At 64.6% G+C, this 25,880-nt stretch carries 26 protein-coding genes and 1 riboswitch; of the genes, 11 read left to right on the forward strand and 15 right to left on the reverse strand.

Going from position 1 to position 25,880, the window contains the following annotated elements; all coding sequences use genetic code 11:
- Positions 1 to 109: 109 nt before the first annotated feature.
- From FYJ28_RS05585 to FYJ28_RS05595, 3 genes are all read right to left on the reverse strand, one after another.
- Positions 110 to 1,222, reverse strand: coding sequence for a BMP family lipoprotein (locus FYJ28_RS05585; protein WP_442778573.1), 1,113 nt, complete (start codon positions 1,220 to 1,222; stop codon positions 110 to 112).
- Positions 1,223 to 1,458: 236 nt separating this feature from the next.
- On the reverse strand, positions 1,459 to 2,604 hold the full coding sequence (locus FYJ28_RS05590) for an amidohydrolase (RefSeq protein ID WP_404322170.1): 1,146 nt from the start codon (positions 2,602 to 2,604) through the stop codon (positions 1,459 to 1,461).
- Positions 2,605 to 2,842: 238 nt separating this feature from the next.
- Positions 2,843 to 3,994, reverse strand: coding sequence for a mannose-1-phosphate guanylyltransferase (locus FYJ28_RS05595; RefSeq protein WP_055240213.1), 1,152 nt, complete (start codon positions 3,992 to 3,994; stop codon positions 2,843 to 2,845).
- A gap of 227 nt (positions 3,995 to 4,221) precedes the next feature.
- On the opposite strand from FYJ28_RS05595, the gene sdhC reads away from it, so the two are divergent.
- The 5 genes from sdhC to FYJ28_RS05620 all read left to right on the forward strand — a co-directional run bounded on the left by sdhC (position 4,222) and on the right by FYJ28_RS05620 (position 8,582).
- Entirely contained in the window at positions 4,222 to 4,602 is a 381-nt protein-coding gene (gene sdhC / locus FYJ28_RS05600) for a succinate dehydrogenase, cytochrome b556 subunit (protein ID WP_055240212.1), read from the forward strand.
- A gap of 3 nt (positions 4,603 to 4,605) precedes the next feature.
- Complete coding sequence (locus FYJ28_RS05605) at positions 4,606 to 5,073, forward strand: succinate dehydrogenase hydrophobic membrane anchor subunit (RefSeq protein ID WP_154578582.1); 468 nt, start codon at positions 4,606 to 4,608, stop codon at positions 5,071 to 5,073.
- Between the two features lie 63 nt (positions 5,074 to 5,136).
- On the forward strand, positions 5,137 to 6,903 hold the full coding sequence (gene sdhA / locus FYJ28_RS05610; protein ID WP_055240210.1) for a succinate dehydrogenase flavoprotein subunit: 1,767 nt from the start codon (positions 5,137 to 5,139) through the stop codon (positions 6,901 to 6,903).
- Entirely contained in the window at positions 6,903 to 7,679 is a 777-nt protein-coding gene (locus FYJ28_RS05615; protein ID WP_055240209.1) for a succinate dehydrogenase iron-sulfur subunit, read from the forward strand. The genes sdhA and FYJ28_RS05615 overlap by 1 nt, the downstream gene beginning before the upstream one ends.
- 120 nt (positions 7,680 to 7,799) lie before the next feature.
- Positions 7,800 to 8,582 carry an alpha/beta hydrolase gene (locus FYJ28_RS05620; protein ID WP_154578583.1) on the forward strand — a complete coding sequence of 261 codons (783 nt, stop codon included), beginning with the start codon at positions 7,800 to 7,802 and terminating at the stop codon, positions 8,580 to 8,582.
- Here FYJ28_RS05620 and FYJ28_RS05625 read toward each other — a convergent pair.
- The 4 genes from FYJ28_RS05625 to FYJ28_RS05640 all read right to left on the reverse strand — a co-directional run bounded on the left by FYJ28_RS05625 (position 8,579) and on the right by FYJ28_RS05640 (position 11,650).
- Positions 8,579 to 9,160 carry a 2'-5' RNA ligase family protein gene (locus FYJ28_RS05625; RefSeq protein WP_229780286.1) on the reverse strand — a complete coding sequence of 194 codons (582 nt, stop codon included), beginning with the start codon at positions 9,158 to 9,160 and terminating at the stop codon, positions 8,579 to 8,581. The two genes, FYJ28_RS05620 and FYJ28_RS05625, sit on opposite strands and share 4 nt — an antisense overlap.
- A gap of 6 nt (positions 9,161 to 9,166) precedes the next feature.
- Positions 9,167 to 10,195, reverse strand: coding sequence for a tryptophan--tRNA ligase (trpS, locus tag FYJ28_RS05630; protein ID WP_154578584.1), 1,029 nt, complete (start codon positions 10,193 to 10,195; stop codon positions 9,167 to 9,169).
- Positions 10,196 to 10,207: 12 nt separating this feature from the next.
- Complete coding sequence (locus FYJ28_RS05635; RefSeq protein ID WP_154578809.1) at positions 10,208 to 11,062, reverse strand: exodeoxyribonuclease III; 855 nt, start codon at positions 11,060 to 11,062, stop codon at positions 10,208 to 10,210.
- Positions 11,063 to 11,137: 75 nt separating this feature from the next.
- On the reverse strand, positions 11,138 to 11,650 hold the full coding sequence (locus FYJ28_RS05640) for a hypothetical protein (protein ID WP_154578585.1): 513 nt from the start codon (positions 11,648 to 11,650) through the stop codon (positions 11,138 to 11,140).
- A gap of 169 nt (positions 11,651 to 11,819) precedes the next feature.
- Between FYJ28_RS05640 and FYJ28_RS05645 the strand changes: the two genes are divergently transcribed.
- Positions 11,820 to 12,338, forward strand: a complete 519-nt coding sequence (locus FYJ28_RS05645; RefSeq protein ID WP_154578586.1) for an O-acetyl-ADP-ribose deacetylase — start codon at positions 11,820 to 11,822, stop codon at positions 12,336 to 12,338.
- Between the two features lie 19 nt (positions 12,339 to 12,357).
- Here the strand turns inward: FYJ28_RS05645 and FYJ28_RS05650 are convergent, their stop codons facing one another.
- Entirely contained in the window at positions 12,358 to 13,272 is a 915-nt protein-coding gene (locus tag FYJ28_RS05650; protein ID WP_055240204.1) for a GAP family protein, read from the reverse strand.
- 124 nt (positions 13,273 to 13,396) lie between these two features.
- Here FYJ28_RS05650 and FYJ28_RS05655 point away from each other — a divergent pair, with 124 nt between their 5' ends.
- Both FYJ28_RS05655 and FYJ28_RS05660 read left to right on the forward strand, forming a co-directional pair.
- A complete protein-coding gene (locus tag FYJ28_RS05655; protein WP_154578587.1) occupies positions 13,397 to 14,773 on the forward strand; it encodes a sensor histidine kinase in 1,377 nt (458 codons plus the stop codon).
- Complete coding sequence (locus FYJ28_RS05660; RefSeq protein WP_195840604.1) at positions 14,770 to 15,438, forward strand: response regulator; 669 nt, start codon at positions 14,770 to 14,772, stop codon at positions 15,436 to 15,438. Before FYJ28_RS05655 ends, FYJ28_RS05660 begins: the two co-directional genes overlap by 4 nt.
- Positions 15,439 to 15,483: 45 nt before the next feature.
- Here the strand turns inward: FYJ28_RS05660 and FYJ28_RS05665 are convergent, their stop codons facing one another.
- The 7 genes from FYJ28_RS05665 to FYJ28_RS17265 form a co-directional block, all read right to left on the reverse strand.
- Entirely contained in the window at positions 15,484 to 16,350 is an 867-nt protein-coding gene (locus FYJ28_RS05665) for an ABC transporter permease (protein WP_229780287.1), read from the reverse strand.
- Positions 16,347 to 17,219 (reverse strand): ABC transporter permease, encoded by an 873-nt coding sequence (locus FYJ28_RS05670; protein ID WP_154578589.1) that lies wholly within the window; start codon positions 17,217 to 17,219, stop codon positions 16,347 to 16,349. Before FYJ28_RS05670 ends, FYJ28_RS05665 begins: the two co-directional genes overlap by 4 nt.
- A complete protein-coding gene (locus FYJ28_RS05675; RefSeq protein ID WP_055241934.1) occupies positions 17,212 to 18,180 on the reverse strand; it encodes an ABC transporter ATP-binding protein in 969 nt (322 codons plus the stop codon). Before FYJ28_RS05675 ends, FYJ28_RS05670 begins: the two co-directional genes overlap by 8 nt.
- A 125-nt stretch (positions 18,181 to 18,305) precedes the next feature.
- Positions 18,306 to 19,763, reverse strand: a complete 1,458-nt coding sequence (locus FYJ28_RS05680; protein ID WP_154578590.1) for a hypothetical protein — start codon at positions 19,761 to 19,763, stop codon at positions 18,306 to 18,308.
- A gap of 146 nt (positions 19,764 to 19,909) precedes the next feature.
- Positions 19,910 to 20,851, reverse strand: coding sequence for a bifunctional methylenetetrahydrofolate dehydrogenase/methenyltetrahydrofolate cyclohydrolase (locus FYJ28_RS05685; RefSeq protein ID WP_154578812.1), 942 nt, complete (start codon positions 20,849 to 20,851; stop codon positions 19,910 to 19,912).
- A gap of 20 nt (positions 20,852 to 20,871) precedes the next feature.
- Complete coding sequence (gene glyA / locus FYJ28_RS05690) at positions 20,872 to 22,155, reverse strand: serine hydroxymethyltransferase (RefSeq protein ID WP_442778574.1); 1,284 nt, start codon at positions 22,153 to 22,155, stop codon at positions 20,872 to 20,874.
- 87 nt (positions 22,156 to 22,242) lie between these two features.
- A riboswitch (ZMP/ZTP riboswitch) is annotated at positions 22,243 to 22,331 on the reverse strand.
- A gap of 2 nt (positions 22,332 to 22,333) precedes the next feature.
- Positions 22,334 to 22,876, reverse strand: a complete 543-nt coding sequence (locus FYJ28_RS17265) for a GNAT family N-acetyltransferase (RefSeq protein ID WP_055240199.1) — start codon at positions 22,874 to 22,876, stop codon at positions 22,334 to 22,336.
- A gap of 144 nt (positions 22,877 to 23,020) precedes the next feature.
- Here FYJ28_RS17265 and purU point away from each other — a divergent pair, with 144 nt between their 5' ends.
- The 3 genes from purU (at position 23,021) to FYJ28_RS05705 (ending at position 25,815) form a co-directional block, all read left to right on the forward strand.
- Positions 23,021 to 23,866 (forward strand): formyltetrahydrofolate deformylase, encoded by an 846-nt coding sequence (gene purU / locus FYJ28_RS17270; RefSeq protein ID WP_055241929.1) that lies wholly within the window; start codon positions 23,021 to 23,023, stop codon positions 23,864 to 23,866.
- Between the two features lie 101 nt (positions 23,867 to 23,967).
- Positions 23,968 to 24,492 (forward strand): gamma carbonic anhydrase family protein, encoded by a 525-nt coding sequence (locus FYJ28_RS05700; RefSeq protein WP_055240198.1) that lies wholly within the window; start codon positions 23,968 to 23,970, stop codon positions 24,490 to 24,492.
- Between the two features lie 114 nt (positions 24,493 to 24,606).
- The gene (locus FYJ28_RS05705) at positions 24,607 to 25,815 is read left to right on the forward strand and encodes an ROK family transcriptional regulator (protein WP_154578591.1); all 1,209 of its coding nucleotides are present in this window, start codon (positions 24,607 to 24,609) and stop codon (positions 25,813 to 25,815) included.
- Positions 25,816 to 25,880 lie beyond the last annotated feature (65 nt).

The raw sequence follows: 25,880 nt of genomic DNA on the forward strand, positions 1-25,880 counted from the left end.
AGTGTTTGGGTACTCCCAAAGGAAGATTACCCGGAACAGAACGAACCGCCGTCCGCCCGGTGGTAGTGCATCCGGACGGACGACGGTTCAGGGTTGCTGCTTGCCCTGCTTACTTGGGGCTGGCAGCGGATTCTACGGTGATTTCACCGGAGATGATCTTGGCCTTGATCTCATCCACGGCGGTCTTCACGTCGGCCGGAACAGCGTCTTCCTGGTCGTGGTACGGAGCCAGGGTTACGCCGCCGTTCTCCAGGGTGCCGATGTACGGGCTGGCGTCGAAGTTGCCGTCGACGTCCTCGGAGATAACTTCTTCAACGGCTTCGCCCATGAGCTTCATGACGGAGGTCAGGATGTATTCCTTGCCGTTGCCTGCGGTCTCAAAGCCATCGGAGTCAACCCAGATGACCTTGTTGGTGCCGCCGCCGGCATTCGCCTCTACAACAGCGTCGAGGGTGCCGGTGCCAACCGGACCGGCGACCGGCATGATGATGTCGGCGCCTTCGTTGATGAAGTTTTCAGTAGTGGTCTTGCCTGCACCGGTGTCGGTGAAGTTGCCGATGAAGGAACCGGTCTGGTCAGCCTTGTTCCAGCCCAGGACCTCGACGTCGGCGCCGTTCTCTTCGTTGTAGTAGGCAACGCCGTCGGCGAAGCCGTCCATGAAGATGGTGACGGTGGGGATGTTGATGCCGCCGTAGGTGGCAACCTTGCCGGTCTCGGACGTGCCTGCAGCTACGTAGCCGGCCAGGAATGCAGCCTGGGCCGTGTCGTAGATGATGGGCTTGACGTTGTCCAGCTCAATGGAGTTGTCATCAATGATGGCGAAGTGGCTCTCCGGGTTCGCCTCGGCCACTTCCTGGGTTGCATCGGCCAGGAGGAAGCCGACGGTGACGGTGATGTTGCAGCCGTTCTGGACAACCATGGAGTCCAGGTTCGGGCCGAAGTCCGTCTCGGACTGGGACTCAGCGGTCTTGATCTCGATGCCCAGATCGGTTTCCGCGGCCTTCAGGCCTTCGAAGCCGGACTGGTTGAACGAGCGGTCATCGAATCCGCCGGAGTCCGAAACCATGCAGGCCAGGAAGTCGCCGTTGGCGCTTGCCTCGCCGCTGGATGCGGAATCTTCTTCCGGGGCGGCACCGCAGCCGGCCAGCAGAAGCGCCGATGCGCCCAGCATGGCGGCGGATACACCGGCATTGCGCTTGAAGCCGCGCGGGAAATTCTTCAATGTTCCTCCAGAAAAGAAATGGGTTCCACCGCATGATGTCTGCCGCGTGGCCCTCCGGACGGGTGGGCCTTTCGCTCAGGCGCGTGTGGTGCGCGCTCCTTCCCTCATGGAGCGCAGCAGACCTAACCTTAGTGGCACGGAGCACTATCCATGGCACAAACAGGTGACCTAGGGAACATTGTTTACATGTTGTTATCAATACCGGCCGGTAGGCGCGTCTTAATGGGGTAGTGGAGTCAGCGCCGCAGACCGCGCGCAGCACGGAGCGCTGCGGCCGCCATAACCGAAACGCCGCAGCTGATCGCCAGCTCGTCCGGGTTGTAATCCCCCCGGTGCAGGTCGAAGGTCTCCCCGCCCGGCGTGCGGGTTCCCAGACGCATCATTGCTCCGGGGATGGCCTGGGTCATCCAGGCAAAGTCCTCCCCGCCCATGGACTGCGGCGTGAGGACTACGGACTCCTCCCCCAGCTCCGCGCGGGCCGAGGCCTCAATGAGTCCGGTCTCGGCTTCAGAGTTGATGACGGGAGGAACGCCCCGGGTATGTTCAAGTGCCACTTTCACGCCGTAGGGCGCAGCGACTTCCCGCACCACGTCGTCGAGCAGCTCACCGGCGGCGTGCCATGCCTCGGCATCGAGGCAGCGCATCGTTCCCGCCATAAAACCGTGGCCCGGAATCGCGTTGGGTGCGGATCCGGCGTGGATCTGTCCCCAGACCACTGAGACGCCGCTGCGGACATCAATCCGGCGGGAGAGGATGGCCGGAACGCTGACGGCAATCTGGCTCAGGGCAAAGACGAGGTCCTGGGTCAGGTGCGGCCGGGAGGTGTGCCCGCCCTGCCCGGAGAGTTCAATCCGGATGGTGTCCGAGGCGGAGGTAATCGCACCGATGCGGGTGCCTACCTGTCCGACGTCGACGCGCGGGTCACAGTGCAGCGCAAGGATCCGCGGGACGCCGGAAAGGACACCCTGCTCGATCACCGACAGTGCACCGCCGGGCATCACTTCTTCGGCCGGCTGGAAAATTACCCGGATCCGTCCGCCAAGTGTTCCCTCGGCGTCGAGCCTGGCCAGTACCCGGGCCGCGCCAAGCATGACGGTGGTGTGGATGTCGTGGCCGCACGAGTGCGCGATCCCGGTGTTCACCGAGGCGTAGGGCAGGCCGGTTTCTTCCAGGACGGGCAGTGCGTCGATGTCTGCGCGCAGCGCCAGCGCGATGGGGCCGTCGCCAATGTCCACGTACGCGCCGGTGTTTTCAAGCCGCTTGGGCTGGAGACCGGCCGCTTCGAGCGCCTCAACGATCCGGTCGGTGGTGCGGAATTCCTTGTGGGAGAGCTCAGGGTGGGAGTGCAGGTCCCGCCGGAAGTCAATCAGCTCACCCAAAATGGGAGCAACACTGCCCCGTATAGAAGGTACCGGTGAGCTGCTAAGTGGGGTTGTCTGCACGTATTCAAGGTTAGCCAACCTCAGCTTGCTTGCGGGAACTGGATGACTTTAAGACTTCCCACATCCCGATTGCGTGACGAAGGACGCTCAACCGGGCTCCCTTATAAACTGGGTTCCCTTATATAGGGAACCCAGCCGGCTGCGCGTCCTGCGGCGGCCCTCGGCAACGCGGTACGGCCTAAAGGACGTCCGTGTCCCCGCTGGCTTTGAGGTGCTCCACGGCCTTCTTGACTTCCTGGGCGTGATCCTTTGTGGTGACGAGCAGGGCGTCGGGGGTGTCGACAATCACTACATCCTCGATGCCAATCAGTGCAATCACGCGTTTGGTATCGGACACAACGATCCCCGAGGCGTCCTCGGAATAGACCCGGGCACCCTCCCCCATCACGGTCAGTTCACTGTTCTCGGCCGCGGGGTTAAGCCGTCCAATCGCGGCGAAGTCCCCGACGTCGTCCCAGCTGAAGATGCCCGGGATCATGGCGACGTCGCCGGCCGCGGCAGCGGGCTCCGCAACTGCGTAGTCAATGGCGATCTTCGGGAGGGTCGGCCAGACCCGCAGCACAACCTCCCGGCGGTTCTCAGTGTCCCAGGCGTCTGCGATCTCCATGAGGCCGGCGTGCAGCTCCGGCTCGTTGGCCTGCAGGTGCTTCAGCATCAGTGCCACAGGTGCCACGAACATACCGGCGTTCCAGCTGTAGTTGCCGCTGCGCAGGTAACCCCGGGCGGTGTCTTCGGAAGGCTTCTCCACAAACTCGAGGACTGCGTGTGCACTCGGGGCGCCGTCGACCTCCAGCGCCTCACCTGCCTTGATATAGCCAAAGCCGGTGGAGGGATGCGTCGGGTGGATGCCAATGGTGACGATGTAACCCTGTGCCGCGGTGTGGATCGCCTCACGCACGGTCTCCTGGAACACTTCCACCGGAGTAATCACCTGGTCGGCGGCGAAGGACCCCATGATGATCGACGGATCACGTCGGTAGAGGATCGCGGCAGCCAGGCCAATGGCGGCTCCGGAGTCCTTCGGCTCGGACTCCAGCACAAGGTTCTCATGCTGGATTTCAGGCAGCTGCGCCAGGACGGCTGTCCGGTGCAGCTGGCCCGTCACCACCATCACCCGGTCATCGCTCAGCGGCGCCAGGCGGTCGTAGGTGGCGCGGATAAGCGTGGACCCGGAACCTGTCAGGTCGTGCAGGAACTTGGGGGCGGCGGCACGCGAGAGCGGCCACAGCCGGGTCCCCACTCCACCGGCCGGGATCACGCCGTAGAAGCGTTCGAATATTTCGGCGTTCGAAGCCGGACCCGGGTTCACATTTGCAGTTTCAGTACTCATCAGTGCCAAGGTTAGCTGAGAGATACCCGTGGCCGGGGTGCAGACACGGGCCCGGCACCGCCGCCGGAAGCCTGCAGTGTAAGCCAGGTCACACAATAGGGGAACCTAAATTGATCCCGCTGCAACCGGGACCTAGATTATGCTTGAGCTTATAAGTGCTCTCGCATCGGCGTCATCACTGCGTGGAACACGCGCTAGCGCCGCTGCGATGCAGGGAGGAAAATTCAGTGTCGAAGTTACCAGCAGGCACGCTTTACCGCGGCCGCGAAGGCCAGTGGTCATGGGTGGCCCATCGAATTACTGGCGTGGTGATCTTCTTCTTCCTTTTGGTCCATGTTCTGGATACCTCGCTGGTGCGCGTGTCACCCGAGGCCTACAACGTGGTCATCGGAGCGTACAAGAACCCCATCATGGGCCTCGGTGAGCTCGGCCTCGTAGCCGCCATCGTGTTCCACGCCTTCAACGGCCTCCGGGTGATTCTTATCGACTTCTGGAAGAAGGGGCCCAAGTACCAGCGCCAGATGCTCTGGGGCGTGGTCGGCCTCTGGGTCGTGACCATGATCGGCTTCTCCATCCGCCACCTTCCCATCGTCTTCGGGGGTCACTAAGCCATGAGCACTCCTTCAGTTGAGGCCCCCCGGGCCGGACGCATCTCCCCCAAGTACACCCGCAGCGGGTCGGGCAAGGGCAACTTCGAGATGATTGCATGGCTGTTCATGCGCATCTCCGGCGCACTGCTCGTCATCCTGATCTTTACGCACCTCTTCGTGAACCTCATGGTTGGCGACGGCATCCACGCCGTCGACTTCGGTTTCGTAGCCGGCAAGTGGGCTTCCCCGCTCTGGCAGGTCTGGGACCTGGTCATGCTGTGGCTCGCAATGCTGCACGGCACCAACGGTGTCCGCACGATCATCAATGACTACGCGGACAAGAACTCAACCCGCATGTGGCTCAAGACGGTCCTTTACGCGGCCACCGTCGTCATCATCGTCCTTGGCACCCTGGTGATCTTCACCTTCGATCCCTGCCCTGCCAACGCCACCCTGGACCAGCTGCCGTCCTTCTGCCCCGCTCCTTAGCCCGGCAGACACCGCAGCACTCCCTTAGAGCTACACACAGTTTCAACAGAAAGAGCATCTGGTATGCAGGTCCATAAGTACGACGTCGTCATTGTCGGCGCCGGCGGCGCCGGTATGCGTGCCGCCATCGAATCCGGACAGCGCGCGCGGACGGCGGTACTGACCAAGCTGTACCCCACGCGTTCCCACACCGGGGCCGCTCAGGGCGGCATGTGCGCAGCACTGGCCAACGTAGAAGAAGACAACTGGGAATGGCACACCTTTGACACCGTCAAGGGCGGCGACTACCTGGTAGACCAGGATGCCGCCGAGGTCATGGCAAAGGAAGCCATCGACGCCGTGCTGGACCTGGAAAAGATGGGCCTGCCCTTCAACCGCACGCCCGAAGGCCGCATTGACCAGCGCCGTTTCGGCGGTCACACCCGTGACCACGGCAAGGCTCCGGTCCGCCGCGCCTGCTACGCCGCTGACCGCACCGGCCACATGATCCTCCAGACGCTCTACCAAAACTGCGTCAAGCACAACGTTGAGTTCTACAACGAGTACTACGTCCTGGATCTCCTGACCGTGCAGGACAGCTTCGGCCAGAAGCGCGTTGCCGGCGTCGTCTCCTACGACCTCGCTACCGGTGAACTGCACGTGTTCCAGGCGAAGTCCGTGGTCTTCGCCTCCGGCGGTGCAGGCAAGGTCTTCAAGACCACTTCCAACGCCCACACCCTGACCGGCGACGGCATGGGCATTGCCTTCCGCAAGGGAATCCCCCTGGAAGACATGGAGTTCATCCAGTTCCACCCGACCGGCCTCGCCGGCCTGGGCATCCTGCTTTCCGAAGCTGCCCGCGGCGAAGGCGCGATCCTGCGCAACTCCGAGGGTGAGCGCTTCATGGAGCGCTACGCACCGACCATCAAGGACCTCGCTCCGCGTGACATCGTTGCCCGTTCCATGGCCAACGAAGTCCGTGAAGGCCGCGGCTGCGGCCCGAACAAGGATTACGTCCTCCTGGACCTGACGCACCTGGAACCGGCTCACATCGATGCCAAGCTCCCGGACATCACCGAGTTCGCCCGCACCTACCTTGGTGTTGAGCCGTACACCGAACCGGTTCCCGTGTTCCCGACGGCGCACTACGTCATGGGCGGCATCCCCACCAACATCAAGGCGGAGGTGCTGCAGGACAACGACACCGTCATCCCCGGCCTCTACGCTGCCGGTGAGGTTGCCTGCGTCTCCGTCCACGGTTCCAACCGCCTTGGCACCAACTCGCTGCTGGACATCAACGTCTTCGGCAAGCGTGCCGGCATCTACGCCGCCGAGTACGCCCTCCAGGCTGACTTCGTCGACCTGCCGGAGGATCCGGAAGCAGACACCATTGCCCTGCTGGACACGGTGCGCAACTCCGAAGGCACCGAGCGCGTTGCCGAGATCCGCCGCGACCTGCAGAACACCATGGATGCCAACATGCAGGTGTTCCGCACGGCCGAGACGATCAACAAGACGCTCTCCGACATTGCGGACCTGGAAGAGCGCTACAAGAAGATCAACGTCCAGGACAAGGGCAAGCGCTTCAACCTTGACCTGCTGGAAGCCGTTGAACTCGGCTTCCTGCTGGAACTGGCAAAGGTCATGTCGGTCGCAGCCCTTCACCGCGAGGAATCGCGCGGAGGGCACTTCCGCGAGGACTTCCCGGACCGCGATGACGAGAAGTTCATGCTGCACTCCATGGCCTACAAGGTCGACGAGGCAGAAAACGCCGAGCACACGGCAGGCATCCGGCTCGATACCAAGCCGGTCATTTTCACGCGCTACGAGCCGATGGTGAGGAAGTACTAATGACAACGGAAGTCGCTGAGCCGGCCTCGAAGATCGATCTGGCTGAATCAAGCGCCAGTGAAATCCCCTCCTTCGACATCACGCTGAAGGTGCGCCGCTACAACCCCGAGATCTCCGACGAAGCCCACTGGGATGAGTGGACGCTGACCATGTACGGCACGGACCGTGTGCTGGACGCCCTGCACAAGGTCAAGTGGGAGCACGACGGCACTGTCTCCTTCCGCCGTTCCTGCGCCCACGGTGTCTGCGGTTCTGATGCAATGCGCATCAACGGCCGTAACCGCCTGGCCTGCAAGACCCTGCTGAAGGACCTGGACACGTCCAAGCCGATCCTCGTCGAGCCCATCAAGGGCCTGCCGGTGGAGAAGGACCTGATCGTGGACATGGAGCCGTTCTTCCAGTCCTACCGCGAGATCATGCCCTTCCTGATCTCCAAGGGCCACGAGCCCACCAAGGAGCGCCTGCAGTCCGCTGAGGACCGCGAGCGTTTCGACGACACCACCAAGTGCATCCTCTGCGCTGCGTGCACGTCCTCGTGCCCGGTGTTCTGGACTGACGGACAGTACTTCGGTCCGGCAGCAATCGTGAACGCGCACCGCTTCATCTTCGATTCCCGCGACGATGCAGGTGACATGCGTCTGGAAATCCTGAACGACAAGGAAGGCGTGTGGCGCTGCCGCACCACCTTCAACTGCTCGGAAGCATGCCCCCGCGGCATCCAGGTCACCAAGGCCATCTCCGAGGTCAAGCAGGCCATCCTGAACCGCTCCATCTAGTTCAGGGCCCAACCCGCTTTCGAAGGCGGAGGAACCGATCCGGTTCCTCCGCCTTTTGCGTACCCGGAGCAGGCCGTTCCCGCTCAGGGGCCCAGCCGGGCAGCAGATAGGGTTGGGACCATGCCAGAGTTTGAATCAGTTACCTTTCCCGGTGTCAACGGCACCACCCTGGCCGGCACCCTGGACGTGCCGGACGGGGACCCCCTGGGCTGGGCCGTGTTCTGCCATGGCTTCGCGCTGGGCAAGAACAGTGCTGCCGCCTCACGCATCTCAAAGGCGCTGGCGGAGCGGGGCATCGGAGTGCTTCGCTACGACGCCGCCGGGCTGGGCCGTTCGACCGGCTCCTGGGAAGACGGATCATTCACCACCAAGGTCACCGACCTGCACAATGCAATGGACTTCCTGCGTTCCTCGGGCCGTCCGGCAACCTTGCTGATTGGCCACTCGCTGGGCGGGGCTGCTGCCCTGGCAGCAGCGGCCAGTGAAGACTCACTGGCGGCCCTGGTAACGATAGGCGCCCCGTTCCGGCCCTCCCACGTGGCCCACCTGTTCGAGGACGAACTGGAGACCATTGCTGCCCGGGGAGAGGCCGACGTCGAGCTGGGCGGACGCACGCTGACGATCCGCCAGGAACTGGTCGAGGACCTCAACGGCCACGATCTGCGGGAATGCATCAAGTCCCTGGACCTGCCGCTGCTGGTGATGCACTCCCCCACCGATGAGACAGTGGGAATCGACAATGCCTCGGAGATCTTCAACGCCGCACGGCATCCGCGCAGTTTCGTCTCCCTGGAAGGCTCCAGCCACCTGATGCCGGACAGGGAACAGACCACCCGTGCAGCGGAAATCATCGCAGCATGGTCCGGAATCTACCTGCGGCAGGCCCGGGAGCAGGTTCCCTAGCCCTTTAGCGCCATTTCCTCACGCAGGACCCACAGACCGTGCGGATCGTGTTCAAACACGCCGATCCGGTCCACGGTGAAGCTCGCTTGGTAATCCCGCAGGGTGTCCACGGCATTGTCCATGCTGGCTTCCGAGACGTCGTGGGCCACGGTTACGTGCGGGTGATACGGGTACGGGATCTGGTGGTCCAGCGGCCCCGACTGCAGCTGTTCATGCAGCTGCGCGCACTCAGAGAAACCGTCCTCAACCTGCACGTACACCACTGGTGTGACCGGCCGGAAGGATGCCGCACCGCGCAGGGTGACAGTGAAGGGCGCCTGGGCGGAAGTCACCTCCCGCACATGCTGCAGGGCGGAGTCCCAGTCCGGAGCCGGCGTGGTGGTGACCAGGGTGATGTGCGCCGGGATGACGGAGGCCATCGGGTCACCGAATGAAGCGCGTGCAAGCCGCAGCTCCGACGCCATGGGCTCTGGAACGGGGATCACAATCCCCACCCAGCAAGGACTTTCGGGCATCCGGCCACCGCCGCCGCGGGCTGCGCCGGTTGAGGTCTGGACGGTGGAGTTCGTGTAGCCCATGGATGCTTAGCGGGCGGTTGAACCCAGTGGAAGGAAACCGATCTTCTCGTACACATCGGCAAGTGTAGCCGACGCCGTCTCCCGCGCTTTCAGCGCTCCCTTTGCCAGCAGCCGGTCCAGCTCTGCCGGATCATCCAGCAGCGCCAGGGCCCGCTCGCGGATAGGACGGATGTGCTCGGTAACAACTTCTGCCAGGTCAACCTTCAGGTGTCCGTACATCTTGCCTTCGTACTCCTTCACCAGTGTGTCGATGCTTCGGCCGCTGATCAGTGAGTAGATGGAGAGCAGGTTGGAGATGCCGGGCTTGGTGTCCCGGTCGAACCGGATCTCCGTGCCGTCGTCAGTCACGGCGGACTTGATGCGCTTGGCAATCACCTTGTCCGGATCCAGCAGGTTAATCAGGCCTGCCGGAGATTCAGCTGACTTCGACATCTTTGCCGCAGGGTTCTGCAGGTCGTAGATCTTTGCGGATTCCTTCTGGATAAACGCTTCAGGAACCGTAAACGTGTCTCCGTAGCGGGTGTTGAACCGCTTGGCCAGGTCCCGGCTGAGCTCAACATGCTGGCGCTGGTCCTCGCCCACGGGCACACCGTGGGGCTGGTACAGCAGGATGTCCGCAACCTGCAGGATGGGGTAGGTGAACAGGCCTACGCTGGCGGCGTCAGCTCCGAAGCGCTGCTGCTTGTCCTTGAACTGCGTCATCCGCGACGCTTCGCCGAAACCCGTGAGGCAGTTGAGCACCCACGCCAGCTGGGCGTGTTCGGGAACCTGGGACTGGACGAACAGGGTGGCGTTGTCCACGTCCACGCCGCCGGCAATGTACTGGGCTGCGGTGACGCGGGTGCGCTGGCGCAGGTCCGCCGGGTCCTGCGGCACCGTGATGGCGTGCAGGTCGGGGATGAAGAAGTACGCGTCGTACTGCTCCTGCAGGCGCACCCAGTTCACCAGGGCACCAAGGTAATTGCCCAGGTGGAGGGAATCCGCGGAGGGCTGCATTCCGGAGAGAATGCGCTGGCGGGCGGGGGTCTGCGTCATGATCTTTTTGCCTCAGAACTTGTAATCGACAACCACGGGGGCGTGGTCGCTGAAACGGGAGTCGTACGTGGCTGCGCGGTCGACGACGGCGCTGACGGCACGTTCGGCGAGGGCGGGAGTGGCCATGTGGTAATCGATGCGCCAACCGGCGTCGTTATCGAATGCCTGGCCTCGCCAGGACCACCAGGTGTATGGGCCGGGCACCTCACCGGCGAGTTTGCGGGCCACGTCGACGTAGCCGATCTCGTCGCTGAAGAACCGGTCGAAGTAGGCACGTTCCTCGGGCAGGAAACCGGCGCGCTTTACATTGCCCTTCCAGTTCTTGATGTCCAGCGTGGTGTGGCCGACGTTGAGGTCTCCAACGATCAGGGCGTAGTCGCTGGTAGCGGCAAGGACAGGCAGCCGGGCGGCCATGACGTCCAGGAACCGGTACTTGTCCTCCTGCTTCTGAGTTCCGGCTTCACCGGAATGCACGTAGGCGCTGACCACGGTGAGGATCTTCTCCTCGCCCTCCACGGTTACCTTGAAGTCAGCTTCGACCCAGCGGCCGGACAGGGCGAAGTAATCCTCGCCAATGTGTTCGCGGACGGCAACGGGTTCGGAGCGGGAAACGATGGCAACGCCGGCGCGGCCCTTGGCCTCAGCCTCGGCATGCAGGATGTGCCAGTCGCTGCCCAGCAGTTCCCGGACAATTGCGTCCGGAGCCCGCACTTCCTGCAGGCACAGGATGTCCACGCCGCGTTCGGCCAGCCAGTCGGCCATGCCCCGCTTGTAGGCGGCACGGATGCCGTTGACGTTGACGGTTGCGATCCTCAAGGCGGAAGATCCCGCTGCCGGTTCCGTTCCGGACTCCCCTGTCGATGCCATGCTCACGCGAAATACCTTACCCCTCAGTAGCTGTGTGCCCGGACGGCGCTGTACAGCGCTGTCCGGTGCCGTGCCCTAGTCGACTACGGTGCCCTCAACCGGGCCGCCCTCGTCTTTCTTCATCATGCCGCGGGCATTGTGCGCGGTGATCTCAATGGTCTCGATCGCGCGGGAAACCTGGTCGGCGTCGGTGCCGAGGTTGTCGCGGATCACCTTGGACTGCACCTGGATGATCTTGAAGCTGTGATCCAGCTTCTGGTCCCGGATGAGGGTGGCCTCATCCATGACCTCCACGGACGGAGCTCCGCCGGCGGCGCGGTTCAGTGAATCCTGAGCCTGGGCCAGTTTGGCTCCGGCCTTGCGGGCGGCGCCGCGGATGCTGAAGACAACAAAGGCGAACAGCAGCAGCCAGCCCAGGGAGATGATCACCACCAGCCAGCCAACGACGTCGTTCTCATTGGCGGCGAAGAGCACGGCAACAATGAACACGAAGACCATTACGGTGGTCCCGATCGTGGCCATCTGGCGGCTGATTCCCCGGCCGGGATTAGTTGCTGACGGCGTCTTGCCGTTACGGATCGACTGCATGGCCCCATTCTCTCAAATTTTCAGGGCGTATCTTTCCGTCTTACCCCCTCGGCGAAACGAGATGACAGTTACGGCCCTTTTGAGGCCTGAAAAGAGCCGTAACTGTCATCTCGATGGGGGAAGGGGGCAGGGGTTGCCGGAGCGCGGCTGCGGCTGGAAGGCTGGGCCGATGGACATTGTGCTGCTGGAGGGGGACATTACAACGCGGAATGTTGATGCTGTGGTCAACGCCGCCAACTCATCGCTGCTGGGTGGAGGCGGGGTGGACGGAGCAATCCACCGGGCGGCCGGACCGGAACTGCTTCAGGCCTGCCGCGCGCTCCGCCGGACCGATTATCCGGACGGCCTCCCGGTGGGCCAGGCCGCTGCCACGGAGGGGTTCAACCTTCCGGCCCGCTGGGTCATCCACACAGTGGGTCCCAATGCACTGGCTGGGGAGACCGACCCGGAGCTGCTGCGGCAGGCGTTCACCAACAGCCTTGACGTGGCCGTGCAGCTGGGCGCGTCGACGGTGGCTTTCCCTGCGATCAGCGCCGGCGTTTACGGCTGGGACGCGGACGACGTCGCGCGCACCGCGGTTCAGGCGGTCCGGAACCATCCCGGAACGGGCATCGAGAGGGTGGAGTTCGTCCTCTTCAGCGAACCGGTGGCGCAGGCATTCCGTACCGCGCTTGAATCCCGGGACTAGCCGTAGTGAGACAGCGCAACTAGCCGCCGAACGGGTTCCAGGACGCTCCGGGGAACAGTCCTGCCAGCCCCGCGCGAAGCAGCAGGAACCCGACGATTCCCACGATCCAGAGCACCGCTTCCCCGGAGGCCTTCGAGACCCAGGCACGCAAGCGCTCCAGCGGGCCGTCCAGGCGCCTGCCGAGCAGCCACCGGGACAGCAGCAGCAGTGCCGCCGGCAGCAGCATGACCAGGCAGTACAGCACCAGGATGCCCGCTGATGCGCTCCAGCCAACACCGGAGGCAGTGAGGAGCCCGACGGCGGCCAGGTACGGGAGCATGGTTGGCAGCTCCAGCACCCCGGCAAGCAGTGCCAGCCCCAGCAGCCCTCCCCGGGTGTCCAGAGCCTTCCCGATCCGTGACTGCCACCGGTGTTCTGTCGCCTGCGAGCGCTGCAGTGCGGCTGACGTTGGTGTGCCATGCGCCGAAGCGGAGGTGCCGGGTGCAGTGCTGCCCGGAAGATCGCTGCCAGCTTGTCCGCCGGTCACGCTGCCCGGAACAGCGTGTGCTGCGCCCGCTGCCCGAAGGTCGCCGGCGGCTGGTGCAGCCCCAGCGGCCGTCGCCGTGGCCGCCGCCCGGTTCCTGCCGGTGTCCTTGAAGGACCACACCAGCATGCCGGCACCGGCCACGAGCATGACGACCTGCACGGCGGGCAGTTCAAGAACCGCTCCGATACCCCCGCCGAGCATCCGTCCCAGTCCTGCTGCTCCCGAGAGAAGGAGCAGTCCCACGAGGAAGTAGAACAGCCCGACGGCGCCCAGATAGGTGGCTACCTTGCCCGTGGTGCGGCCAGCGTCCCGGCGCATCAATAACCAGAGCGGGATCACCAGGGTGCCGATACTGGTGCTGTCTACCAGGGCCAGCACACCGAGCTGCAGAACGGTTTCCAAAGTCATAAACCCAGCCTCCCGGTTTCACTGTCCGCGCGAATCCGGCGTTGGTTGGACGCGGCGTCGTCCTTTAGTGCCATGCCGCTTCAACCTACTTGGCGGAAGGCAAAGCCGAGGTCAGGATGGAGACATGAACTTCTCCCCCGGTCCGGATGCCCCGGCCCGCCGGATCCGGCGCGAAGACATCCTGCTTGCTCCCGGATACGCCGCGCTGGCGTGGCTGCTGCACTCACTGGACCTGACCGCCACCGGGAACCCGGCAGTCCCGTCGCTGGAACCCTGGTGGCCCGTTCTCACTGTGGTCGGCTGCGGAGCCGTCCTGCTCCGCCGGCACCATACCGCCGTTATGGTGGCTGTCTGCGGCACCATGGCAGTTGCTCTGGTCCTGGCAAACAGCAGCGCCGGGCTGTTCCTCGCCTTCGAAGCCGTCTTCTCCCTGGTCCTCTTCGGCTCGGACCGGGCGGCCAGGCGGGCTGAGGTCAGCGTCCTTGCCCTGTGCCTGGCCTCAGGTACAGCCGTATGGTCATTGACCGGGGACCTGCGCGACGCCGTCACGGTCATCCTGCTGACCGGCATGGTGCTGCTGCTCCCGGCGGAATGGGCCTCCAATCTCCGCAAAGCGGCCCAGCTGGCCGAGAGTGAGGGTGCGAGGGCCGCCGCGATCCGCGCAGCCGCCAGGGACCAGGAACGCCTGGCAGCCCGGGAACACGAACTGGCGCTGGCCGCCGAACGCCAGGACATGGCCCGGGAGCTTCACGACGTCCTCTCCTCCCGCCTTTCCGCCATTGCCCTGCAGTCCGGGGCAGCGCTGCGCGCTCCGGCAGGCAGCACCCTGCACGCCGAGGTACTGGCCCATGCCCGCCGGGAAAGTGTCCAGGGACTGGAAGAGCTCAACGGCATGATCCGCACACTGAGCAGCGGCGTTCCCCGGCCCCTTGCCGGAAGTGTCAGGGACCTCGACGCCGTAGTCGACGGCCACCGTTCAGCAGGCCTGCAGATCACGTGGAACAACCTTCTGGATCCGGATAAGGCGCTCCCCGGACCCGTGCAGGCAGCGGTATACCGGATCGCCGTAGAGGCACTGGTGAATGCTGCCCGCCACGCCGAGGGTGCGCGGGTCGATATGAGCCTGGAGCCTGTTCCCGGCGGTGTCCGGCTGGTGGTGGAGGACGACGGCGGCACAGCAGGGCGGGCGGTGTCGGTCCCCGGAACGGGCACCGGACTGCCCAGCATGCTGGCACGGGCCGAACAGCTGGGAGGTCAGGCCTGGGCAGGCCCGACAACACAGGCAGGCCCGGTGACGCAGGCAGGCCCGGCGGCACAGTCAGGCCCTGCAGCCCAGTTCGATCCGGCGGACGGAACCGGCTGGCGGGTGGAGGCGTTCCTTCCCGACGGCAGCCAGGAGGCCCCGGCCGAAGACGTTCAATGTGATCCAGCACCTGCCAACACCCGGGTCAGCCAGCGCCCAATGATGCCAGGGGACATCTTGCGGGGGAACGTCGCATGAGCACGGACATCAGGGTTTTGCTCGCGGATGATCACGCCGCCATTCGCCTGGGCATGCGCATGGTCCTGGAAACCGAGCCCGGCTTCCAGGTGGTGGGCGAAGCGGCCGACGGCGCCACAGCCCTCTCCATGGCCCGGACCCTTCGCCCGGATGTGGTGCTGATGGACCTGCGTATGCCCGTGGTGGACGGGGTGCAGGCCACCGGGGAGATTGTTGGCGCCGGACTGGCAAAAGTCGTTGCCCTCACCACGTTCGACCACGACTCCTATCTGTTCGGAGTTCTCTCAGCAGGAGCCTCGGGTTTCCTGCTGAAAACTGCAGAGCCGGTGGAAATCACGACGGCGCTGCGCCGGGTCCACGACGGCGGCACGGTGATTGCCCCGGAAGTTGCCGGCCGGCTGGTGACGGCGTTCGTGGCCGGACGGGAACGTGCAGCCCAGCAGACCCCGGCGTCTCCCGCTGCCCCTGCGCCGGAACTCGAGCTGACGGCCCGGGAAGAGGAAGTCCTGGATTGTCTGGCCGAGGGCCTTAGCAACATGCGGATTGCCAGGAAACTGGGAATCTCCGAAACCACCGTCAAGACCCATGTTTCCCGGGTGCTCAGCAAGCTCGGTGTTGAATCCCGGCTGCAGGCCGCCCTCGTGGCCCGGGTTCGGGCCTCCTGAGGCTGGAGCCCTCCCCCGGCACGGCCGCTGGTTCCCGGTGCCCGGCTACTTCTGGAACAGAGCCTCCAGGCGCCGGGTGGTCACGATCAGTCCGATCGCGATCATCACCACGAAGTACAGCAGGTGCCCCGCCGTGGCCATGCTAAACGCTCCGGCACTGATCTGGCGCAGCATCTCCACGCCGTGCCACAGCGGCAGCGCCTGGATGATCCACTGCACTGCCTGCGGGTACACGCTCAGCGGGTAGAAAGTAGCGGAGAACAGGAACATCGGCAGCATGACGAAGTTGACCCAGTCCAGCTGCTGGAAAGTCTTCATGTAGCTGGTGATCGCCATGCCGAAGGACGCAAACCCAAACGCGACCACTACCGCTGCGGGGATCATCAGGAGCGCAACCGGAGAGGTCACCAGCCCCATGGCCGCCATGACGGCGGTAAAACCGGTGGCGTACATGGCCCCGCGCAGCAGCGCCAGCAGGATCTCCCCAAGGGCGACGTCGAGCGGCCCCAGCGAGGTGGCCAGCATCCCCTCATAAAGCTTGGCGTAGTTCAGTTTGAAGAACACGTTCATGGTGGAGTCGTAGACGGCACCGTTCATGGCCGAAACGGCCAGCAGCGCAGGAGCAATGTACGCGGCGTAGCTGATCTGCTCCCCGCCGGGACCGGTGACGGTGCCGATGAGGGCGCCCAGGCCGATTCCCATGGCGATCAGGTACAGGACCGGTTCGACGAACCCGCTGATCATGATGGACCAGTTGGTTCCCCACGTCGCTTTGAGTCCGCGGGCAAAGACAGCCCGGATGTTCCGGGCGTAGAGCGATCCCAGGAACCGGCTGCCTGCCTGTCCCGGTGAGTTTGAATCGACGGCGTCCTGCGCTGACAGGGTTCCGCCGCTGCGCTGTCCGGTGCTCATTTGCCCAGCCTCCTGGTGAAGGTCCGCCGTGCCAGCAGCCATCCCCCGGCGGCGAGCACCAGCAGGTAGGCCACATGCACCACGGTCAGGGCTGCGGGCTCGCCAAGTCCGTAGCTGAAAAGACGGCCAAGTTCAGTGGCATGCCAGAGAGGCGAAATCCAGCCAATCCAGCGGATGATCATCGGCAGCGTATCCAGCGGGAAGAACGTGCCGGAGAACAGGAACAGCGGCATAACAATAAAGCGCTGGACCATGGCGAACTGGCCGCGGTCTTCGGTGATGGAGGCGCTGTAGGCCATCAGCGGGAGGCCGAACGCCAATCCGCCCAGGATGGCGGTGAAGATCATCAGCCAGGCTGTTGCCGGGTTGCCCGCCGCGCCGAACAGCAGCAGGAAGGCGAAGTACGCACCGCAGGTGATGAGCAGGCGGACTCCCAGTCCAAGCACGTGCCCGTCCACGAGCTGGCCGCTGCTTAGCGGCGAGGCGTTGGGGCCGTAGTACGTCCGGCGCCATTTGAATCCGGACATCACGGTGTAGGTGTTTTCTTCGCTGGAGACCATGATCGCCGCCGTCGCCAGCAGTGCCGGCGCCACGAACATCAGGTACGAGACAGAGTTCCCGTTTCCGGTTTCGAATGCTGCGTTAGTGCCGGTGTCCACCAGGGAGGCCAGTCCAATGCCCATTCCAAACAGGTACACAAGCGGGGTTCCGACGGCGGTGACCAGCACCGTAACGCCGTAACCGCGCATCCGGCGCAGCCAGTGCTCCGCATAGTAGACCGCGCCGAAGCGACGGGCCCGGCTGGCTGTTTGTTCAGGTGTGAGCGGAGAGCGCAGCCCGAGCACTGCGTGGGTGCGCTGCTCAGTCAACGAGGCTCCTTCCGGTGAGCCGGAGGAACACGTCCTCCAGCGAGGAGCGCCGCACCAGCGAGGTGATTGGCCGCAGGCCCCTGGCGCTGACCGCTTCCAGCGCCGCTTCGCCGTCGTTGGCGTAGATCAGCACCCTGTCCGGCAGTGTCTCGATCCGCTCTCCGATGCCTTCGAGTTCGGCCGCGACCGTGGTGTTCCGTTCCGACCCGAAGCGCAGTTCCACAACTTCGCGGGATGAATGTGTGCGGATCAGGGCGGACGGGGAACCTTCGGCCATGATGGTGCCTTTGTCCACCACAATCAGGCGGTCGCAAAGCTGTTCTGCCTCGTCCATGTAGTGGGTGGTGAGGATCAGCGTCACGCCGGCTTCCTTGAGCCGGAACAGACGGTCCCAGAGGATGTGGCGGGCCTGCGGGTCCAGGCCGGTGGTCGGCTCATCCAGGAGAAGGATCTGCGGATCGCTGATGAGCGAGCGTGCAATGGTCAGCCGGCGCTTCATACCCCCGGAGAGGTCGTCCACGCGTGCCTTGGCCTTGTCAGTGAGCTGTGCGAATTCGAGGAGTTCGTCTGCCTTGGGCTGCAGGTAGCTCTTGGGCAGCCCGAAGTAGCGCCCATAGGCAAGCAGGTTGTCACGGACACGGAGTTCCTCATCCAGGTTGTCCTGCTGCGGGACCACTCCCAGGTGCGCCCGGACTTCCGGTCCGTTGGTGTTCGGGTCAAGGCCCATGATCGCCAAGTCACCGGAGGTTCGCCGGGAGACACCGCCGATCATCTTCATCGTGGTGGACTTGCCGGCGCCGTTGGGCCCAAGAAGTCCGAAGGACTCCCCTGCCGGTACTTCGAAGCTGATTCCGTCAACGGCGGTGAAGTCGCCGTAGGACTTAGTGAGGTTCGACGCGGCAATTACCGGTCCCTGGAAGCCGCGCACGGCGGGAGTTTTGGAGGTTGTGATCTGCGGCACCCGGCAATCATAGTGCAGGGTGCCCGGGGACACACGCAGGCCCGCCCTCCATTGCGGGAGGACGGGCCTGCGGCAGCGTTTCGCTAAGGAGCCACGGCACGGACCGTTGCTGCCCTCGGAGCCTTCTAGGGCCTTTCGATGGTGTCCGTAAGCGGTTTATTGGCTTCACGCAGCCGTTCCTCCGCCGGACTCAGCGGCTCGTCCGACTCATCCTCTGCGTCCTCGTCCTGTGCATCTGCGTCCTTACCCTCCGTGCCCTTCGCCTTCGTGTCCTTCCCCTTCGTGTCCTTGTCCGGAGTGCCGCCATTCCGGGTGTCCGGCGGGAGGTCAACGTAGTCATCTATGGATTCAGCCGGCGGCGTGGGAGTCGCTGCGAGCGTCAGTTCCGCCCGCGTCACCGCAGAGTCGTTCCAGTACGCGCCCATTCGGTGCTTCGCCGTAAACGTGTAGGTGAGAGTGTGGGTACCCTCAGCGATGCCCTCAACGGGCAATGTGATGTCGCCGTCGGTCGTACCGGTGGCGATAGGCTCGCCGTCGAGTTCGAGCGTGTACGTGCCGTCGACCGGGCTGCCGCCAAGGATGCTGTCCTGCGCGATCCCGCGCACTTCGAACGGCGAGCCTGCAGCCACTTCCGCGGGCCCGTATAGGACGGCGTCCACCTGAAGCGGGATGGTGACCTTCACGGTGCTGTCAACCCTCTGCAGACCCCAGCAGGTGAAATCCAGGTTGGGGCATGCTTCCTCCAGCACGGTGAGCTGCGGTGCATCGGGGGCGATCCAGCTCATGCCGGCCCCGCCGCCGCTGCCGGCACCAAAGCCCAGGCGCTTCTTGCCGGCGCCTCCCGCCGTACCGCTGGCAGGGTAGCCGCCGCCTCCGGCACCGCCGCCTCCGCCGGACGTCATGAAGCCGGCGCTCTTGCCGTTCTCCCCCTCCTTGCCGTAGCGCGCGAATGAGGGATTGTCCTCCGCGTTCTTCCCGGGGTTGCCGGCATGCTTGCCCCAGCCCCACCCGGGTTGCTCGCCGGTCGCTGCGTCGCCGCCTGCGCCGCCGAAGTCCACGTCGATTTTGAAGGGGCGGAAATCGCGGTCGCCGCCGTGACCACCACCCCCTCCGCCGCCGCCTGCTACCGCAAGCAGTTCACCGTTGAGCTTCAACGCGGAGGCGCCGCCTCCGCCGTTGCCGACACTCCCACTCCTGCTCTTGTCGCCGCCCTTGCCGCCGTCGACGAAGCCCTGACCGGCCGTGCGGAACACGTCGCCCGATTGCCCTGCGTACAGTGTCAGGGTGTCCCCGGGGGTGACGGCAAGCTGCAGCAGGTAGCTCTGACCACGGCCACCGGGTTGTGAGCAGTTGACGCAGCCGCCGTCGCCGCCGCGGAGGGCAACGAGCACATCTGTCACCCCTTCGGGGACGACCCAGTCGCTGCCTTTGGGGTCGCTGAAGGTGAACTCGTGCTCTAGCAACGGGGCGGCCCGTGCTGCGGCCGGAGCGGTGAGGGTCATACCCGTGGCGATGAGTGCGCACGCCACCGCGGCAGCGCCGGCGCGGCGAGCAGTGCGCGACGGAAGCCTAAATTTGGACATAGTCCATTTATAACTTGGACTCAGTCCATTATCTATCCGTGACGCGCCACGCCAACGGCTGGTCCCCGAACGACTTAAGAACCCATGGAGCGGAACCCGACGCGCCGTGCGTCCGGTTCCGCTCCATGTTTCGTACGGTGTGTGTGCTATGCGGCCGGTAGGATTCCTACACTGCGTTCCGCAGCTTCAACCACGTTGGCCAGCAGCATGGCGCGGGTCATGGGCCCCACACCGCCGGGGTTCGGCGACATCCAGGAAGCGACGCTCATGGCATCCTTTTCGACGTCGCCGCTCAGGGTGGTCTTGCCGGATTCAGGATCCGTGACGCGGGTGACGCCGACGTCCAGGACGATTGCGCCGGGCTTGAGCTCGGCGGCCTTGACCATTCCCGGGAAGCCGGCGGCAGCCACTACAACGTCGGCATCCGCGAGCAGCTCGGGCAGGTTGACGGTGCCGGTGTGGGCGAGGGTGACCGTGGCATTGATCTGGCGGCGGGTCAGCAGCAGCCCCAGCGGCCGGCCAACTGTGACGCCCCGGCCGATCACCAGCACGTTCTTGCCGGTCAGGACCAGACCGTTCCGGACCAGCAGCTGCACGATCCCGTGCGGGGTACACGGCAGCGGCGAGGTCATCGGATCAGAAACATTGAGCACCAGCCGGCCCAGGTTCACCGGGTGGAGCCCGTCGGCATCCTTCTCCGGCGCGATGCGCTCCAGGATCGCGTTGGTGTCCAGGTGCTTGGGCAGCGGGAGCTGGACGATGTAGCCGGTGACTGCCGGATCCTCGTTCAGCTCATCGATGGCCTTTTCCAGCTCTTCCTGGGTGATGTCTTCCGGCAGGTCACGGCGGATCGAGTTGATCCCCACCTGCGCGCAGTCCTTGTGCTTGCCGCCTACGTAGGAGTGGCTGGCCGGGTCGTCGCCTACCAGGACGGTGGCAAGCCCGGGGGTAATGCCGTGCTCGTCTTTAAGGACCTGGATACGGCCTGCCAGCTCGGTCTTGATTTCCTTCGCGGCCTTGATCCCGTCCAGGATCTGGGCCGTTGCGGGCGCCTGGGCTGTTTCCGCGTTATCCACGGTGCCTTCCATGTTCGTGCCTTTTTCCACGTTTACCATTCCTCCTGGCCCGGGTAGAGCGGGAAATCCTCGGCCAGCGCGGTGACGCGGCGGCGGAGGGCATCGGTGTCCGGCGCGGGCTTCAGTGCCTCGGCGATGATTTCTGCGACCTCGGTGAATTCTTTCGCGCCGAAGCCGCGGGTGGCGAGGGCAGGAGTGCCGATGCGCAGGCCGGAGGTAACCATCGGCGGGCGCGGGTCGAACGGAATCGAGTTGCGGTTCACGGTAATGCCCACAGAGTGCAGCAGGTCTTCGGCCTGCTTGCCGTCCAGCTCCGAGTTCCGCAGGTCCACCAGGATCAGGTGGACATCGGTGCCGCCGGTGAGCACGGAAACTCCGTGTTCAGCTACATCAGCGGCGGTCAGGCGGTCGGCAATGATGCGCGCGCCTTCGAGCACGCGTTCCTGCCGCTCCCGGAATTCTTCGGAGCCGGCAACCTTGAACGCCACGGCCTTGGCAGCGATGACGTGCATGAGGGGACCGCCCTGCTGTCCCGGGAAGACGCTGGAGTTGATCTTCTTGCCGAATTCTTCCTTGGCCAGGATCATTCCGGAACGCGGACCGGCGAGGGTCTTGTGCACGGTGGAGGTCACGACGTCGGAGTACGGCACCGGGCTCGGGTGCAGGCCTGCTGCCACCAGGCCGGCGAAGTGGGCCATGTCCGTCCACAGGTAGGCGCCAACCTCGTCGGCGATCGAGCGGAAGGCCGCGAAGTCCAGCTGGCGGGGGTACGCGGACCAGCCGGCGATGATGACCTGGGGCTTTTCGGCGAGCGCCTGTTCGCGGACCTTGTCCATGTCCACGCGGTAGGTGTGCTCGTCCACGCCGTAGGCTGCGACTTCATACAGCTTTCCTGAGAAGTTCAGCTTCATGCCGTGGGTGAGGTGGCCGCCGTGTGCCAGGTTCAGGCCCATGATCTTGTCCCCGGGCTTGATCAGCGCGGCCAGGGCGGCAGCGTTTGCCTGTGCTCCGGAGTGGGGCTGCACGTTGGCGAACTCGGCACCGAACAGGGCCTTGACCCGCTCGATCGCCAGGTTCTCGGCAACATCAACCTGTTCACAGCCGCCGTAGTAGCGGCGTCCGGGGTAGCCCTCGGCGTACTTGTTGGTCAGGACGGAGCCCTGCGCTTCAAGGACGGCACGCGGCGCGAAGTTCTCTGATGCGATCATTTCCAGCGTATTGCGCTGGCGGGCCAGTTCCCCGTTGAGGACGGCTGCAATCTCCGGGTCGACCTCGGAGAGGGGAGCATTGGTGACGGGCTGGGTGGATAGTCTCACGTGGATCTCCTGGGAAAGGGTGTTCTATAGGTCAGGCTACCTGCCGGGCACCCCCGGGTTCCGGGCATGACAAACAGATGACGACGTGACCATGGCCCAGGCGTGCGATCCGTGGTTTGACTTGCTTGTGCCGCTTCCTGGTGGTTACCCACCCAACGCCAGTTGCGACGCTTACATCTTAGCCCGCAGTGAGCTCTTCCCACTCGAACCCGGTAACGTTCCCCGCTTCCCAATCCGACCGGAGACAGCCGTAGGTCACTTCTGCCAGGCGGCGCCCGTTTTCCAGCGGCCATTGTTCACGCAGGTGCGCTTCCTTCACGAAGCCGGAGCGCAGGAGCGTCTTGCGCATTGCAATGTTGTCCTCGCGCATTCGTCCGGCGAACCGGCGCAGGTTCGGATAAGTCCGGAACACCTCGTCGGTGAGGGCCCTCAGGACCGGAACGCCCTTGCCTTCCCCGCGGTGCTCCTCCACAAGGCGAAGGTCGAAGTAGGCGCATTCTTCACCGAGGTCCTCGAGGATCACCAGGCCCAGGCGGTGGTTGCCCCCGAAGACCCAGAAGGTGCGGACGCCGTCGGATTCAAATCTGCCTTCCAGCAGCAGCCTGCGCACCAGCTCTTCCGACGGTGCGGTGATGCGGTGGAACGGGAAGGCGTTGGTGGTCAGGAACTTGACCAGCTCTTCTTCGTCCTTATCCATGAGCGGGGCGAAAGTAACGTCCATTCACCCAGCCTAGGCCGTTGGACGCCGGGCGGTAACCTTGGGAAGGTGAGAGAAAATGCCTCCGCCGGGCTGCCGGCGTCCCCCGTTTCCACCACACCGGCCACCGACTCCGCTGCGGGTGTACCCGCCGAAGGTTCGGCGGCAGTGTCCAGCCCCTACACGCTGACCCTTTCCTGCGCCGACCGTCCGGGGATTGTCCATGCGGTCTCCGGCGCCCTCGCCGGGGTGGGCGGGAACATCACCGAGTCCCAGCAGTACGGCAGCCCGGATTCGGGCACCTTCTTTATGCGTGTGGATTTCACGGCGCCGGGCGGCTATGACGATGTCCGCGCACGGATTTCCGTTGTCGCCGAACAGTTCGGCATGGACTGGGAACTGCACCGCGCCGGGGTTCCGGTACGCACCCTGATCATGGCTTCCAAGGACGGGCACTGCCTCAACGACCTGCTTTTCCAGCAGCGCGCGGGCGACCTTCCCATTGAAATTCCCGCAATCGTTTCCAACCACCGGGACCTGGCCGGCCTCGCAGAGTTCTACGGGGTGCCGTTCCACCACATTCCGGTCACCCCGGACACCAAGCAGGAAGCCGAGGACCGGCTGCGTGCCCTGATGGCTGAACTGGACATTGAGCTGGTGGTACTGGCCCGCTACATGCAGATCCTCAGCAATGAGCTGTGCCAGGACCTCTCCGGCCGGGCGATCAACATCCACCATTCGTTCCTGCCGTCCTTCAAGGGTGCCCGCCCCTACCACCAGGCACACGCCCGCGGCGTAAAGCTGATCGGGGCAACGGCCCACTACGTCACCTCGGATCTGGACGAGGGCCCGATCATCGAGCAGGAAGTCATCCGGGTGGATCACTCCCGGACTGCCTCGCGCCTTGCTGCCCTTGGCGCCGGGGTGGAGGGCCGCACGCTTTCCAAGGCAGTGCAGTGGCACGCTGAACACCGCGTGCTTCTGGACGGCCGCCGGACAATCGTTTTCAACTAGGCAGTTCAATCCGCCAGACGGGTCAATCAGCCCAGCGGGGCCGGCGGCGGGCGGGCACCACGGTCAGCCTGCCAGCCGCCGCATCCCGTTAGAGTTGTCGCATGGCTCACATCGTTACGCTCCGCGGCAAGACGCCCGTCACCGACCCCTCCGTCTTCCTGGCCCCAACCGCGTCGCTGATTGGCGACGTCGAACTGGGCCCGGGTGCCAGCGCCTTTTACGGCGTCTGCGTGCGCGGGGATTCAAACTCGATCCGGGTCGGGGCAGGAACCAACCTGCAGGACAACGTGGTGCTGCACGCTGATCCGGGCTTCCCCACCAGTGTCGGTGAACGGGTCAGCGTTGGACACAACGCCGTCGTACACGGGTGCACCGTGGAGGATGACTGTCTGGTGGGCATGAGTGCCACCATCATGAACGGTGCGGTGATCGGCGCAGGTTCGCTCGTGGCAGCAGGTGCCCTGGTACTCGAGGGGACTCAGGTCCCGCCCCGCTCCCTGGTGGCCGGTGTACCGGCCAAGGTGCGGCGCACCCTGACAGATGAGGAATTCGCGTCGGTCCAGCGCAACGCCGCCCATTATCTGGAGATGGCAGCAGAGCACCGCGAGGCTCTGGCCGGGCGCTGACCTTTTGCCTGCAAGCGGGCGAATACTCCCCCGGCGGATTCAATTCGTTCCGCCGGGAATATAGCTTGTGTTCATTTCTTGACGACAAGCATTTCATATAGGACGCTGAACTTTATGTCTGCCGAATCACCCTCGACGATGAGGGCACTCCCCGCCGGCCGCCGGCGCACCAAACCCGGCTCCCAGTCTGCGCTCCGGGCCCGCAACCAGCTGCGCATCCAGGAGGCCCTGCTGGCCGCCGGACCGCAGACCCAGGCAGAGCTTTCGCGTTCCACCGGCCTTTCCAGCGCTACGGTGTCCAACATAGTCCGGCAGCTGTCTGAGGCCGGACTTGTCATGACTGAACCCACCACCAGCTCCGGCCGCCGTGCCCTGTCAGTGCGGCTGAACGACAACGGAGCGGTCGCAGCCGGGATTGACATCGGCCGCCGCCACGTGCGCGTGGTGCTGGCAACACTCGGCTACCGGATCATCGGTGAGGATGCGATCTCCCTTCCCGCCGGCCACAGTGCCGACGAGGGCATGGACGCCGCGGCCGAGCTCTTTGATTCAGTCCTCCGGGACGCCGGTGTGGACCGTGACCGAGTACTGGGCGCCGGCGTCGGAATCCCCGGCCCGATTGACCGCCGCAGCGGCACCGTGGTCCGCGGCGCGATCCTGCCTGAGTGGGTGGGCATCAACATGCGTGAGGACCTTGCCGGTCGGCTGCGGGTGCCCATCCACATCGACAACGATGCAAACCTAGGGGCCCTGGCGCAGGTGACCTGGGGGCCGCACGGCGGCTGTGAGAACCTCATCTTCGTGAAGGTGGCCACGGGCATCGGTGCCGGGCTGGTCATCAACGGATCCCTGTTCTACGGACACGTGGGAATCACCGGGGAAATCGGCCACGCCACCATCTCTGACCAGGGACTCATCTGCCGGTGCGGCAACCGGGGCTGCCTGGAGACCGTAGCCTCCACTGCCACCATGATCGACCTGCTCAGCAGGGCAGCCGCAGAGCCGGTCACCACCGCTGACATCATCCGGCAGGCCTCTGCCGGAGATCCGGCGACACTGAGGGTGGTGGACGACGCCGGGATGGCAGTGGGCCGCGCGATGGCCGGAATCGCCAACGCACTGAACCCCGAAGTGATTGTGGTCGGAGGTTCCCTCACCGGTCTCGGTGACGCTTTCCTGAACCCGATCGAGCGCGGACTGCTCCGCCACGCCGTACCCCTGATCGGCGAAACGACCACCGTAACGATGTCTTCACTTGGCGACCGCGCCGAAGCGCTCGGCGCAGCTGCCCTGGTGCTGGCCCAGGCCGATGCGGTGCTCTGACCTGCCGGTTCTTCAAGCAGTCTATTTATTTAGAATCTATGTTTTTTCATGAAGTTTCGACGCTT

The sequence above is a fragment of the Arthrobacter sp. BL-252-APC-1A genome, from assembly GCF_009696625.1.
Taxonomy (GTDB): Bacteria; Actinomycetota; Actinomycetes; order Actinomycetales; family Micrococcaceae; genus Arthrobacter_B.